This is a genomic window from Sporosarcina sp. FSL W7-1349, assembly GCF_038003045.1.
Taxonomy (GTDB): Bacteria; Bacillota; Bacilli; order Bacillales_A; family Planococcaceae; genus Sporosarcina.
The window spans coordinates 2,417,228-2,431,931 of the sequence record NZ_JBBOOK010000001.1 but is presented as its reverse complement, the minus strand read 5'-3'; the positions used below and the strand labels follow the sequence as shown (position 1 = coordinate 2,431,931).

Sequence of the window (14,704 nt, the reverse complement as noted above, 5' to 3'; positions counted from 1 at the left end):
GGTCTTTATATGGTAAAGCAGCGTGGATTTGATACAACATTAATTCATGGGCATCTTGAAAATAGAAGTACAGGGGCTGTCGTCCAGCCAATTGTTCCGGCTGTGGCCTATTCTTTCGAAAGTCATGAAGCCGCGGCGGAGACGGTAGCGGGAAAACGAGAAGGCGTTTATTATGGAAGATACGGCAATGCAACATTACAATCGTTTGAGGAGAGGGTGGCTCTTCTTGAAAACGGTGAGGCGGCCCTCGGCGTCAGTTCGGGAATGGCGGCAATTTCCACGGTGCTGCTTAGTCTGTTGCAGCATGGTGATCATGTTATAGTTACAAAAGATGTCTATGGGGGAACTTATCATTTTCTGAAAACGTTGGCTCCGAGATTCGGCATTACATTCAGCTTTGTGGATTGCACGGATTTTGATAGCATTAGAGAAGCTATACAAGATAATACGAAGGCGGTTTATATCGAGACGCCTTCCAATCCATTGTTGACGGTGCTCGATGTTGAAGGGATCGCAAAAATTACGCGACAACATCAGATCCCTCTTGTTATCGACAATACATTCATGTCGCCCTGCCTGCAGAAGCCGTTAGACCTCGGCGCGGATATTGTGATCCATAGTGCGACAAAATATTTGAATGGACACGGAGATGTCGTCGCCGGAGTCATCGTGGCGGATCGAGAACGTATCCGTTACATGCGGCAGCAGGTCATGGGAGACCTTGGGCAAGTGCTTAGCGCGGGGGATGCCTCCTTGCTATTAAGAGGTATGAAAACGCTTGGACTCAGAATGGAGCGCCATTGTGCCAATGCCAATGCCATCGCGGAATTCCTGGAATCTCATCCGCAAGTAGCCAGGGTTTATTATCCCGGCCTGCCTTCCCATCCCCAATATGAAACGGCTCAAAAGCAGATGAATGGGATGGGAGGAATCGTATCATTTGAAGTGAAAGGCGGCCTGGAATCGGCAACAGCATTTCTGGATGCTTTGAAACTATCCATGATCTCGTTCAGCCTGGGCGACCCTGAAACGCTCGTTCAGCATCCGGCGACGATGACACATTTCTCCTTGCCGGAAGATGTGCGGAAGGAAAGCGGGATTACAGATGGACTCATCCGTCTATCGGCAGGGCTGGAAGATGTGGAAGACATCATAGGTGATTTGTCTCAGGCGTTCGATCAACTGGACGTACAAACTACAAGAGAACGGAGCGAAATTGCATGAGTGAAATAAAAAATCTGGAACCTGTCACAATGGATACGATCACTGCGAAATTGATGACACATATCGTAGCGACGGCGACAGAACGTTTTGGTGAAGATGGAAAATCGGCTGTTCAAGCAGGCATTCAACAAGTGATCGATGAACAACAAGCCGAAATGGATGGACAGCTTCAGGAGGATTTGCTTTTTTCATTCGAAAAATTGTTCGACTCGGAACAAATCGAGGAAACTCTGCGTGCCTATAATGCCAAACGGGAAGAAGCGGACCGCGAACCTTATACGATGTTTGCGATCATGGCGAAACTGTTTGCCCACATTGCCAAAGTGATGGTGGAATCATTCGGCAAAGAAGAAGGGGAACAGGTGATGATGGATAGCGTCGGCGCATTTGGTGAAGAACGCGGTCGCGATATCGCCCGTCGTGCGGCGGCCGTCGGGAAGCCGAATACGATGGAGAATTATCTGTCTAACTATGATATGGGGCGCAGTGAACTATTCGAATATGAAACATATTTTCATCCGACAGAAATCGAACAATCCTTTACGAAATGCGCATTTGCGGAACAGTGGAAAAAAGATGGCATGGAAGACTACGGAATTTTGTATTGCCATATGATCGATCCTTCGATTGCCAAGGGCTATAACCCAAACTTTGAAGTGGTGCATGATCAATATGTTCTGCGGGAAGGGACTTGCCATTTCCGTTTTCAAATGAAGGACGAAAGCGGGACATCCGAATGATTAACCAAGAGCGGCTCTGGAATCGACTGATGGCTTTGGGGGAACTGGGCAAACAGCCAAGCGGCGGGGTGACCCGGTTTTCCTTTACGGAAGAAGAACAGCAAGCTAAGCAGCTCGTCGCTTCCTATATGAAAGAGGCGGGCATGGAAGTCCGGGAAGATGCGGTCGGCAATCTGATCGGACGGCGCGAGGGACGGCGGGCAGATGCGCCTGTCGTTTTAATCGGCTCCCATATTGACACGGTTCCGGACGGCGGTAAGTTTGACGGTGCACTCGGTGTCATTGCTGGTATTGAGGTCGTGCAAACGATGAACGAGCAACAGATTCAGCATGATCATCCGATTGAGGTTATCGCATTTACCGATGAGGAAGGCAGCCGCTTTGGATTCGGCATGATCGGCAGCCGGGCCATTGCGGGAACGTTGACAGAGGATCAGCTTCAGCAGGACGACAAAAATGGTATAACCATTGGGGATGCGATGAAACAGTTCGGGTTAGATCCCCAACATATTGGGGAAGCGAGGAAAGAACCATCAACTGTGAAAGCATATGTAGAACTGCATATTGAACAGGGACGTGTCCTCGAAAAGCACGAAATTCCCGCCGGTATCGTATCGGGCATTGCCGGTCCGCTTTGGACGAAATGGATTCTTTCCGGCGAAGCGGGGCATGCCGGTTCGACTCCGATGGACAGTCGGAAAGATCCATTGATGGCAGCAGCGGAAATTATGCAGTTTATTGAAGAGGAAGCGAAACAGTATCCACAAACCGTTGCGACAATCGGGCAGATTTCCGTGAAACCTGGCGGCGTGAATGTCATTCCGGGGGAAGTCGAATTTACTTTGGATCATCGGGCGATCGATGAGGACATTCGCAATGAGGTGGAAAAGAAGATCCAGGCCCATGCGGAGCAAGTATGCGTGAAGCGGAATGTGGAGCTGGTCATTGAGCCGTTGCAACGCGTTACGCCTGTTCCATGTTCGGAGTTCATTCAAAACGTGATCCGGGAGGCATGCCAAAAAGCGGGCGTCGAACCGCTGACTCTTCCAAGCGGGGCAGGGCATGACGGCATGCAGTTCCACAGTACCTGGCCGATTGGCATGATTTTCATTCGATCGGAAAACGGCATCAGCCACAATCCGGCTGAGTGGAGTTCGAAAGAAGATTGCGGAACAGGTACACAAATCTTGTTTGAGACAATATGTGAACTTGCAACTAAGTGAAAAAAGAGTGTCGGATTCCTCACAAGGGAGAATCCAGCACTCTTTTTTTATGAATCAAGCACCTAAAAATGCTTTAATTGCGTCAATCAAGCTGTAAAGGCCTAATCCTGTACAAATCAGGGCGACAATGCCGCCGATGACATTCATTTTGACACTGTTGACGTATTTGCCGAGACGGTTTTTATTGTTCATAATAATCAATAGCAAGATGGAGATGACAGGCAGGAGAATCCCGTTCAATGCCTGAGCAAAAAGAAGTACGTCGAGTGGTTCGAAACCTAGACCGGATGACAGGATACCGATTATCATCACGATAATGAACACCAGTTTAAACTTCTTATTTTTCATTCCATTTTCCCATCTCATCACACTTCCGATTGTAACAGCCGCCCCAAGCGGAGAAGCGAGGGCAGATGAGAAACCAGCCGCAAATAATCCAACACTGATGAAAACTTTAGCCCATTCACCGAGTAGCGGTTCGAGTTGAAGGGACAGATCCGCGACACTTTTCACTTCGAGACCATAAATCATTGTTCCAGATGTGATTAAAATAGCTGCTGTAATCAAACCGCCAATACAGATGGAGATCGTCGTATCCAACCGTGCCTCTTTCAAATCGGAGGGCTTCGACCATCTTTCTTGGACCATTGTCGAATGGATAAAGAAGTTATACGGTACGACAGTCGTTCCAATTAAAGCAATAATCATTAAAATAGAGCCGGTCGGGATTGTTGGGAGGAATGCGCCTTGGAATACAGCACCAAAGTCAGGTTTGGCCACAATCATCGTTGTGATGAAGGTAACACTCATTACAGCAATGAGTACAACCATAACACGTTCAATCAGTTTGTAACTGCCGCTGATTCCGAGAAGTAGAATAACAACTCCGAAAATTGGTCCGAGAATATTGGAAGGAATTCCGGTCAACGTGGAAATCCCGAGTGATGTACCGAGAAGGTCCCCCGCAATATAAGCGGCACAACCGATTCCGACCGCTATCATGACGAGCCACATCGAACCGAACTTTAAGATGGGATTAGCAAACTGTTCACGGATTGCTTCCCCTAATCCTTTTTTTGTAATTATCCCAAGTCTGGCTGACATCTCTTGCAAAACGATCGTCGCAATAATCGAGAATACAACGGCCCATAAGATGGCATATCCGAATGAAGCCCCCGCTCGTGTTGCAGTTGTCACGGTACCTGGACCAATAAATGAAGCAGTAATAATTGCACCTGGCCCAATGACTTTGAGTTTATTTTTCAATGACGTTTTTTCTGTTGTAGTAGTATCTACTTCTTTTTGTGTTGTCATTATTTTCCCCGCCTTTCAATAAATGTTATTCCGTTTGAATATTCCAAATTTTTTAGGTAAGAAATACCCGGGATAGGGGAGGGTGTCATCCGCCTATTCCAAGTAATTATAGATCGTTTGCTTTGAGACGTTGAGAGCGTTTGCAATCTTTTCAATAGAACCTTGGATTAAAAATGTTCCCTTCTCTTCCAAGCTGCGAACAAATTGAATCTTGCCTTCTCGGGACATCTTTGAAATGGGAATCCCGATTTCCTTCAAGGAGCTATTAATTAGTTGATCAAACACTTCATCAATATTTTTCGCATACGATTCCTCCATCGGGGAATCGAGTTGATCCAAATCAGGGGTAGTGGAAAAATCTTTGATAATCTGATTAACTAAAGAGAATGCGGTAATATCAAAATTAATCCCGATAAGGCCGATCACTTTACCGCTTTCATTCCGGATAAATGAACTGGAAGTCTTTACGAACTTCCCGTCTCTCGTCCGTGACGTCAGACCGAGCAAATCAGGCACGGCATCCCCGTGTTGCCGCAACTCTTTTAAGATCACTTCTGTCGTTGGGGCTCCCAGTGCTCTTTCCGTAACACTGCCAGCTATATAGACGAGTGAGGAATGGGTGTCCGTAAAGTCATGGATGACCACTTCGCAATTTCGTCCAAATGTTGCGGCGATCATATCAGCCACCGGTTGGTAGCGCTTTAATATTTCTGCACTTTCTTTATTCGCCATACGAATCACCAGTCTTCCGAAGTTATTTTCAAGAAGGCTTGCTTCTTTACTATGGGCGTCCTGCTTCCGTTGTTCGCCGGAAACAGGACATCCAAAGTAGATTATAACTTATTTTTTGCTCGCAATGACCCCTGCAAGTGCATATAAAATGACTGTTGAAGCAAAGTGAGCCGAAAGCTGGGTCGGATCTTGTTGTGGATAGATTTCCACGAAGTCCATTCCAACAACGCCTTGTTTACAAATCTCATGAACTAGAGTTAATAGTTCGTGGGAAGTCAATCCATTTCCATCAACCGGACCGCCTGGGTTGAACGCAAAGTCCAATACGTCACTGCAAATGCTCAAGTAGACGACATCGACATCTTTGCTCGCCATTGCATAAAGCTCGCCCGCCAATTCTTTCAAATTGGAATGGTTGCGAATATCATTGATCGTTACTGTAACAGCGCCTGCTGCTTTTGCGTTGCGTCCACTTTCCGGAATGTTTCTCGGTCCGTGGATTCCTGTGTGAATTATGCTCTCGTTGCGAACACCTTCTTGCTCGTATAAGCGAGCAAACGGGCTGCAACGTGCATATTGGTCGCCATTATGGGATGGCAAGTTGTCATAGTGAGCATCCAGATGGATAATCCCGACTTTTTTGCCTTGCTCGGCAAGCGCTTTCACGATCGGAAAAGTAATGCCGTGATCTCCTCCGAGTCCGATGAGGAATTTTCCGCTCTCCCATAGCTTGCTTGTGAAGTTGGTAATTCGATTCATTGTTTCATCGACATCTGCTGGTACTACGTCAATATCGCCGATATCTCCGAGTTTCATATGTTCAAACACATCGATATGATCCAACTCTGGCAAATAGCCGCTATATCTAGCTGATGTTAGGCGCATCACTTTTGGACCAAGTTCACAACCGGTATAGTCTCCCCAAGTTACCGCACCTTCCCAAGGTACTCCGTACACAACTGCATCTATATCTTCAAGTGACTTACTAGCAGAAATATTCTTTGCTCCAAGGAAGCAAGGTGTATTGCCGTAGATGTTTGTCATGATTCGTCATTTCCTTTCGAGCTTATATTTAAAAAATTTGAAGCTTTAAATCAAATATAGGGCCTGTTTTAAATAAAGTCAAACTATTTTTGATAAAAATTAAAATTTTTTAAAGGCAACCGTAAGTTTTATTGAAATAAAATAAAAGAGAAAGTGAAAACGAGTGATTGACAGAAAAGTTTGTTTGTCTTCTACTCTGACATTTCGACTTATGATAAACTGAAACTCTACATTCATCTTTCACATAAGGAGTGCTTTCTCTTGAATATTCAACCGTCTAGTAAAATGTCGATTTTCGCCCCCGCAATTTTTGGAGATTTAAAAGCAGCCGCGGAGAAGAGAAAGGCAGCCGGGCATGCAGTCGTCGATTTAAGCTTGGGCAGCCCGGATTTGCCGCCTGACGCCAAAGTTCGGCAGGCGCTATCGGAACAAAGCGCACTGGCGAGCTCCTACGGATATACACTGGGGGGAATCAAGCGTTTTAACGAGGCGGTTGCCAATTACTATAAAAGACGTACCAATGTAAGGATCGACCCAGAAACGGAAGTCCTGCAGACGATGGGTTCCCAGGAGGGACTTGTCCATCTGCCGTTCGCTTTTTGCAATGAAGGGGATATCGTCCTAAATACGAATCCAGCTTACGTGGCGTACGAGGCGGGCATTAAACTTGCCGGGGCGGTTCCTTATGATATGCCGCTCCGTGCGGAAAACGACTTTCTCCCCGACTTGGATGCCATTCCGGCCGATATTGCGGAAAAAGCGAAGCTGCTCCTATTGAATTTGCCGGGCAATCCGGTTCCGGCAATGCCGGACGCCGCCTTTTTCGAGAAAGTAGTGGCATTCGCTAGGAAGTACAACGTCATTGTCCTGCATGACGCCGCCTATTCGGAATATTATTTCACAGGCGACGCCCCGATCAGCTTCCTATCCACGCCGGGAGCGATGGACGTCGGGATGGAAATCAATTCCTTATCGAAAAGCTTCAGCTTGGCCGGTGCCCGCATCGCTTATATAGTAGGAAATGCAGAAATGCTGGCGATTGTGAAACGGTTAAAGTCGAATCTGGACTACGGGATTTTTGCACCGATCCAAGAGGCTGCCGCGGTGGCGTTGGATCATGCGGAGGAAATCACGGACCGGCTGCGCCAAGAATTTTCCGAGCGGCATCGCGTATTAATGAAAGGATTGGATGAGCTCGGCTGGACGGCAACCCCGTCACAAGGCGGCATGTTCGTCTGGGCAAAATACCCGTCGGACATGAATGATATCGACTTTGTCTTCAAGGCGATCGAAGAGGCCGGCGTTGTTATGGTACCCGGAAGCATCTTCGGTTCCGCGGGAGCAGGATATGTCCGGATAGCACTCGTTCAGAAGCCGGAATTGTTGGAACAGGCGATTAAGCAGTTGAAAGAACTAACTTATTCATGAAAAGGGGAAGGACTGTACTTTGGTCCTTTTCTTTTTTTATATCGCACTTGCAATCTACAAAGGAGCGGTGTATTATAATGACTGGATGACCGTTATTGTGTTTTGGTCAATAAAGGTGGGTGAAGAAGTGGATCGGAGACAGGAAATATTGGATGCCGCGGCCAAGTCATTTTCGCTGTTTGGATACAAAGCGACAACAATGGATCAGGTCGCCAAAATAGCGAACGTTGGAAAAGGGACCATCTACACATTCTTTGCAAATAAAGAGGAACTCTTCAATGCCATTGTCATGAAAATGATCAACGAGATGCGGATGGAAGCTGACGCGGTTTCGGTCGAGGGAGCTTCATTCGAAGAAAATGCTCATGCCCGGTTGATGCAGATGCTCAAATTCCGCAAGACGCATCATTTATATGCAAAATTGGTGAATGAGGAAAAGGAATTGCGCACTCCTGCTGTCAAAGAAGTACTTGAGACGATCGAGAATGAGATTGTCGCCTATATCCAGGAAAAAATGGAGCGTGCCATTGCGAAAGGCGAATTGAAGCCATGCGATACGGAGCTGGTCGCGTATCTTTTATTCAAAGCGTATTTGGCCCTGATTGTCGATTGGGAACAGACGCATGAGGAAGAGTTGTCTGAGCAGCGCATTATTGATTTGCTAAGCGGGACCCTTTTTAAAAGTCTCTTAGTATGAGACTCCTTTTTTTATTTAAAAATGACCGAAAGACTGAAATGGTCAATTGGTTTAGGAGGAAAGAAAGACATGAAAAAGACAATGACGTGGGCGGAATGGAAGCAGTTGCTGCGCACGCGGAAAATGATTGTCCCGATGGTGGCTATTTTGTTCATTCCTGTGTTGTATGCAGGGATGTTCCTTTGGGCTTTTTGGGATCCGTATGCGAATATGTCCTCCTTGCCCGTAGCGATTGTCGATAACGACGAGGGAGCCGAGCTGGAGGGAGAACAGTTGGCGCTCGGCCGGGAATTAACGGATAAGCTGATCGAGAGCAAGCAGTTTGATTTTCAAGAGGTTTCGCAGGCGGAAGCGGAGCAGGGGTTGAAAAACCAGGACTATTACGTTGTCATTGAAATCCCTGAAAATTTTTCAGATCACGCCACAACGTTGTTGAATGAAAATCCGGAAAAATTGACGATCGTCTATAAACCGAATGAAGGATTCAACTTCCTGTCCGCCCAAATCGGGGAAACTGCGATGGACCGAATTCGCGCGGAAGTGAATGAAAAAGTGGCTTCCACCTATTCGGAAAAACTGTTCGCCTCCATTTCTGAGATGGGGGAAGGTTTTGGAGAAGCGGCCGAGGGAGCTGGCCAGCTTGATGAAGGGGCTGCCGAGTTATCCAAAGGCGCCACGGATTTGAAAGGCTATCTCGAACAGTTGGCTTCGAGCACGGTCACCTTGGCCGACGGGTCCGATCAGTTAGCGAAAGGAACCCGCGAAGCGGCAACCGGTGCAAAAGATTTGAATGAAGGCATCGGGACACTCGCAACGGGAGCCGCCGAACTCCGGACGGGAGCAGAACAAGCATCGGCAGGAGCAAGCGAATTACAATCCGGTATCGCCCAATACACAGAGGGCGTCGGCAAGCTTGCCGACAGCTACGGACAAATTGCTCAAAAAGAAAAGGAATTCAACGCAGCCATCGGCAACTTACATGAAAAAACAGCATCCGTCAGCGGGGCGGCTACCGATTTAGCTGGCGGGGCCCAACAAGTGAACTCCGGAGTCAAATCACTTTCCGAACAATTGGCCCCGATCCTCGCCTCATTACCCGAAGAGCAACAAGCCGGGGTGAAGGCCGCACTTGAGGAATTAAAGCAAGGAAGCACCCAAGTGGCGGGAGGCATGCAGGAGCTATCTGCCGGAACTTCGGCTTTGGCGGATGGCGCGGCCCAATTGAATGGCTCCGCCAACCAACTTGCCACGGCACGCAGCCAAGCATTGGCCGGTTTGAATGAATTGAACAGTTCCTCGACCGCCTTGGTAAACGGCGCCGATTCATTGGCCGGTGGAAACGGAGCACTTGCGACCGGATTGGCCAAATTGGCAGACGGCGCCACAGCAGCCCAGAAAGGTTCTTCCGATTTGTCCACAGGGCTGGCGAAATTAACAGAAGGGACCGGCACATTGACGGCCGGAACCGGCACGCTCGCCTCCAAATCACAAGAATTGGCGGAAGGCTCCGGTAAATTAGTGAACGGTCTTGGGGAATTGAAAGAGGGCACATCAACGCTTCAAGAAAAATTGGCCGAAGCGAACGAAACCGCAAGCGGAGTACAGCCGTCAGAAAAAACATTCGAAATGGCTGCCGCCCCGGTCTCTGTTGACAAAGAAGGCATCAACCACGTGCCGAACTACGGTACCGGCTTCGCTCCGTATTTCCTATCCCTTGGATTATTCGTCGGCGCGTTGCTGTTATCCATCGTCTTCCCGCTCGTCGAACCAGCCATCAAGCCGACCGGACCGTTCCGCTGGTTCGCCAGCAAAGTATCTGTCCTCGCGGCAGTTGGTTTGATTCAAGCATTGATCGCCGTGATGGTCGTCAAGTTCGGGCTCGGCATGGAAACCGAGAACACGTCGCTCTTCATCTTGACGGCGATTATCACAAGCTATACATTCATCGCGATCGTCCAGATGTTCGTCTCCCTCTTCAGCGACGCGGGTCGATTCATGGCTATCCTCGTGTTGATCTTGCAACTGACCACAAGCGCGGGCACATTCCCGCTGGAATTGATTCCGGAACCGTTGCAGTTCTTCAACACATTGTTGCCGATGACCTACTCCGTCCAAGCATTTAAAGGCGCCATCTCGACAGGTGACATCGGATTCCTTTGGGCGAACAACGGCATTCTGCTCGCCTTCACAGGAGCATGTCTCGCCATCACATTCGGCTACTTCGCCTTGATGTTTACGAGACGCTATTCAAGAGAAACGGCTGAAGCTTGAGGGTACCCCTTGCCATGATTGGATGTGGCAAGGGGATTTTTAATTATGAAATCATGGATAATCTTCTAAACCTTGCGTTCCCGTCCAGATCCAGATGCTATCCCCTTGAGTCGCTTCGGTTATGCAAAACATTTTTCCTATACTTTGAAATAAAGTATCACTACTTTGAAACGAATCCTCGAAACATTGAAACTTTCCTGCTAAACTTCGAAATGAATCCAGTAGAATCTGGAATAAATCTACAGTTTAAACATATATTTTGAACTTCGATACAAAATTCATCCACCTTCAAACGTACCTCTAAAAGCTCGAAATGTTCTTGGTGAACTTGGAGAAGTCTACATTAGTTCAAAAAATTTGCCAGTCCAAAACGTTTCCCTTTGACTTCAAAAGCAAAACCCACTCAAATCAAAACGAATCCCCATAACCTTGAAACCCAATTGTCCCAATTCAAAACAAACCTGCAATAGTTCAAAATCCACCATCTTAAAAAAATATTTGAAATAAATTGTTTAATTGTATACAATTATACAGGAAGAGGGAGGGGAATTAAAAATGAGTCAGTTTTCCGTACCTTGCGTCGTATACAGGGGGGGGACAAGCAGGGGATTGTTTTTCAATGAAAAGGACTTGCCTGCCGATCCTGAACAGCGAGACAAGATATTCATGGAAGGGGTCGACTGCTATAATCCGTCCCAGATCAACGGTCTCGGGAGCGGGACGTCTCATTCAAGTAAAGTGGTGGTCATTGGGCCGGCTTCCGTGCAAGGGGCACAGATCGATTACACTTTTTATCAAATCGGCATCGGGGAAGAGGTTGTGGACGACAAAGGGACGTGCGGCAACTTAATGGCTGCTGTCGGGGCGTACGCGGTGGATGAGGGATTGATCGATGTCCGGGAAGAAGCCGGTTCTTGCACCGTTTTCGCATACAACACGAATATCGGGAAAATCATCAGGCTACAAGTTCCGCTTTCTCGTGGAATGGCCAAGGTGCAAGGCGCGTACCAACTATCGGGCTTGCGCAAGCCGGGTGCCAAGTACATTGTCGACATTTTGCAGCCAGGTGGAGGCAAGCTGGGCCGCACTTTGCCGCTCGGACCGGTCACGAAGCTGTTGGTCGATGACGAGATCATAGAGGTTTCGGTCGTGGATGTCGTCAATCCATTTGCTTACGCGGCTGCTGAATCACTCAACCTGTCATCCGAAGAGGTGTTTACGGACCTATCCGCCAATGGCAAGCTCCTAGCACGTCTGGAGAGGATACGGCAAGAGACATCCATCCGCTCCGGATTGACCAACAATCAGGAGGAAGCTGTGCAGGCGCCTGCCATTCCGAAGGTGGCAATTGTCTCACCGCCGATGGACTATAAGACTTTATCCGGAATGGTCATTCACAAGGAAGAAGTCGATATTACCGCAAAAATGGTATCGATGGGACGTTTCCACCGGACATTTGCAGGCAGCGGGCTATATAATCTCGCGGCCGCGGTGTTGCTCCCCGGCACTGTCGCCAATGCCTGTTCAGGTTTTCACGTCTCACCCGGCGAACATGTCGTCCGGATCGGCCATCCAGATGGCATCGCAGAAGTGCGGGTGCGCCTATCCACTGATGGACAGGACGTGGAATATGTCGGATTGGATCGCACCGCAAGGCGGATCATGAAAGGCGTTTTATATATAACAGAATGAAAAAGAGGAGGAATTTGTATGTCAGATCGTATTACTGCATCATTGGCTGAGTTTGTTGGAAATGTAACATATGAAAATTTATCGGAATCCGTTGTGAATGAAGTGAAGAGAAGGGTGATTGACACATTTGCCTGTCTGCTGGCCGGTTTTGAGTTCGATGCTTCGACTTACGCCCGGAAGCTTGCCGAGCTGTCAGCAAGTGAAACCGGGGCCTCCGTCATTGGTACGGATAAAAAAGCCCCTGTCGAATACGCCACATTTGCCAATGGCACCGCCATCCGCTATCTGGATTATAATGATACGTATTTATCTGTGGAACCGCTGCATCCGAGTGATGTCATTGCTCCTTTAGTCGCATTAGCCGAGGAAAGGGGATTGCCTGGCAAGAAATTGATTGCTGCAATTGCAGTTGCCTACGAAGTCGGCGTCAATTTCTGTGATGAAGCAAGCTTGAAGTCCAATGGCTGGGACCATGTCAATTATATTACCGTCGCTACTGTCGCGGGAGGCGCTAACTTGCTTGGATTTACTAAAGAGCAGACGGAACAGGCTTTTGCACTGGCGGTTGTTCCCCATGGAGCAATGCGACAGACGAGAAATGGTGAAATTTCCATGTGGAAGGCGGCTGCGGCTGCCAATGCAGCGCGCAATGCCGTGTTTGCCCTACGTCTCGCTGAAGTTGGGATGAAAGGGCCTTTTGAACCATTCGAAGGAACGATGGGCATGAATTATCAAATGCTTAATCGAATGCTCGATGCTGACTCAATTGCCCAAAAGTTCAAGGGCGTCACGAATCCTACTCACATTTTAAAAACATATGTGAAAAACTGGGCAGTCGAGTATATGACGCAAAGTTCGATTGAAGCGGCGCTCTCTTTACACAAAAGAATAGGTTCGGTGGACGAAATCGAGTCCATCCATATTGATACGTTCCAGATGGCGTATGACATTTTGGCTAAAGATAAGGAGAAGTGGGCACCAGAGACGAGAGAGACTGCGGATCACTCTTTGCCTTACATCGTCATGGCTGCATTGGAAGACGGCCATATCGACATTGATACTTTCTCGGCGGAACGGCTTGCCGATCAGCGGACTTTGGAGCGCATCCAGAAGCTCATGACGATTCAGGTGACGGATGAAATGAATGCTGGATATCCAGACGGCAATCCAACGAGAATCACGGTATCATTAAAAGACGGAGGCCAACTGCAGGAAAGTGTGGTCCATCCTGCTGGCCATAGCGGCAATCCTTTTACAGATGCACAGGTTGAAGAAAAATTCATCCGGTTGACGAAGAAATTCATTTCAAAAGAGCAACAGCAAGCTGCGTTAAAAATACTGAATGAGTTAGAGGACCTTCAGGTGTATTCCGAACTGGTGAAATCGTTGGAGACGAAGAGCGGGGTGACAATATGAGCTGGCTCGTTCGGGAGCAAATGGAGAATCCGATCCAACGGCTGCGCCGCTTATTGGAAAGTGAAGAAGGGATCCTTCAAATTCCAGGCTCCCATGATGCGATGGCTGCCTTATTGGCGAAAAGGCAAGGATTCCAAACCTTGTATTTATCGGGAGCGGCCTTTTCAGCCAGCTTGGGCCTTCCGGATCTGGGCCTCATTACTTTGACGGAACTCGCCGCGCGGACGAAAGAAATTACCCGGGCGACAGGCTTGCCGCTTCTCGTCGATATCGATACGGGATATGGAAGTGTATTGAATGTCACGAGGACTGTGTATGAACTTGCAGAGGCAGGAGCAGCGGCCATTCAGATAGAAGATCAAGAACTGCCGAAAAAATGCGGTCATTTGAATGGGAAAAAGTTGGTGTCGATTGAAGAAATGGTGCAAAAAATCATGGCGGCCCGCAAAGCGAATGCAGATATCGTCATCGTTGCCAGGACGGATGCAAAAGGCGTCGAGGGCATTGATGCCGCTATTGAAAGAGCGCAGGCTTATGTGAAAGCGGGAGCAGATGCAATTTTCCCGGAAGCCCTCCAAACTGAAGAGGAATTCAGACGGTTTGCAGAAGAAGTGAGAGTCCCCTTGTTGGCAAATATGACCGAATTCGGCCAGACGCCATACTACACGGCAGACCAATTTGAACAATGGGGATACAAAATGGTCATTTATCCGGTCACTTCTTTGCGGATTGCATCGAAAGCAATTGAGCAAGCGTATCAATTAATTGCGGAACAAGGGACGCAAAAAGAGGCGTTGGACGATATGCAGACACGGAAGGAACTATACGACACGATTCAATATTTCGATTACGAAAACTTAGATAATTCAATAGCCAAAACAGTTTTGCCTGATTGAGCCCCGATCTAGATAGGAGGTGCAACA

At 48.0% G+C, this 14,704-nt stretch carries 12 protein-coding genes; 9 read left to right on the top strand and 3 right to left on the bottom strand.

All coding sequences use genetic code 11. The annotated features are described in order from the left end of the window. Positions 1-9 precede the first annotated feature (9 nt). From MKY41_RS11980 to MKY41_RS11970, 3 genes are read left to right on the top strand one after another with little or no spacing between them, the layout of a single operon-like run. A complete protein-coding gene (locus tag MKY41_RS11980; protein ID WP_340745234.1) occupies positions 10-1,224 on the top strand; it encodes a trans-sulfuration enzyme family protein in 1,215 nt (404 codons plus the stop codon). Next, complete coding sequence (locus tag MKY41_RS11975; protein ID WP_340745233.1) at positions 1,221-1,964, top strand: L-2-amino-thiazoline-4-carboxylic acid hydrolase; 744 nt, start codon at positions 1,221-1,223, stop codon at positions 1,962-1,964. Before MKY41_RS11980 ends, MKY41_RS11975 begins: the two co-directional genes overlap by 4 nt. After that, positions 1,961-3,187, top strand: coding sequence for a Zn-dependent hydrolase (locus MKY41_RS11970; RefSeq protein WP_340745232.1), 1,227 nt, complete (start codon positions 1,961-1,963; stop codon positions 3,185-3,187). Before MKY41_RS11975 ends, MKY41_RS11970 begins: the two co-directional genes overlap by 4 nt. Before the next feature lie 54 nt (positions 3,188-3,241). Here MKY41_RS11970 and MKY41_RS11965 read toward each other — a convergent pair whose 3' ends face one another. The 3 genes from MKY41_RS11965 to MKY41_RS11955 form a co-directional block, all read right to left on the bottom strand. Continuing rightward, a complete protein-coding gene (locus MKY41_RS11965; RefSeq protein WP_340745231.1) occupies positions 3,242-4,501 on the bottom strand; it encodes an Nramp family divalent metal transporter in 1,260 nt (419 codons plus the stop codon). A gap of 93 nt (positions 4,502-4,594) precedes the next feature. Further along, positions 4,595-5,233 (bottom strand): helix-turn-helix transcriptional regulator, encoded by a 639-nt coding sequence (locus MKY41_RS11960; protein WP_340745230.1) that lies wholly within the window; start codon positions 5,231-5,233, stop codon positions 4,595-4,597. A 108-nt stretch (positions 5,234-5,341) separates the two neighbouring features. Then, positions 5,342-6,280, bottom strand: coding sequence for an agmatinase family protein (locus MKY41_RS11955; RefSeq protein ID WP_340745695.1), 939 nt, complete (start codon positions 6,278-6,280; stop codon positions 5,342-5,344). Positions 6,281-6,538: 258 nt separating this feature from the next. Between MKY41_RS11955 and MKY41_RS11950 the strand changes: the two genes are divergently transcribed. The 6 genes from MKY41_RS11950 to prpB all read left to right on the top strand — a co-directional run bounded on the left by MKY41_RS11950 (position 6,539) and on the right by prpB (position 14,677). Continuing rightward, on the top strand, positions 6,539-7,705 hold the full coding sequence (locus MKY41_RS11950) for an aminotransferase class I/II-fold pyridoxal phosphate-dependent enzyme (protein WP_340745229.1): 1,167 nt from the start codon (positions 6,539-6,541) through the stop codon (positions 7,703-7,705). 127 nt (positions 7,706-7,832) lie between these two features. Then, complete coding sequence (locus tag MKY41_RS11945; RefSeq protein ID WP_340745694.1) at positions 7,833-8,402, top strand: TetR/AcrR family transcriptional regulator; 570 nt, start codon at positions 7,833-7,835, stop codon at positions 8,400-8,402. Between the two features lie 69 nt (positions 8,403-8,471). Then, a complete protein-coding gene (locus MKY41_RS11940; protein ID WP_340745228.1) occupies positions 8,472-10,673 on the top strand; it encodes a YhgE/Pip domain-containing protein in 2,202 nt (733 codons plus the stop codon). A gap of 555 nt (positions 10,674-11,228) precedes the next feature. Continuing rightward, a complete protein-coding gene (locus MKY41_RS11935; protein WP_340745227.1) occupies positions 11,229-12,365 on the top strand; it encodes a PrpF domain-containing protein in 1,137 nt (378 codons plus the stop codon). A gap of 18 nt (positions 12,366-12,383) precedes the next feature. Beyond that, positions 12,384-13,781, top strand: a complete 1,398-nt coding sequence (locus tag MKY41_RS11930) for an MmgE/PrpD family protein (protein WP_340745226.1) — start codon at positions 12,384-12,386, stop codon at positions 13,779-13,781. After that, positions 13,778-14,677 carry a methylisocitrate lyase gene (gene prpB / locus MKY41_RS11925; protein WP_340745225.1) on the top strand — a complete coding sequence of 300 codons (900 nt, stop codon included), beginning with the start codon at positions 13,778-13,780 and terminating at the stop codon, positions 14,675-14,677. The genes MKY41_RS11930 and prpB overlap by 4 nt, the downstream gene beginning before the upstream one ends. Positions 14,678-14,704: the final 27 nt, after the last annotated feature.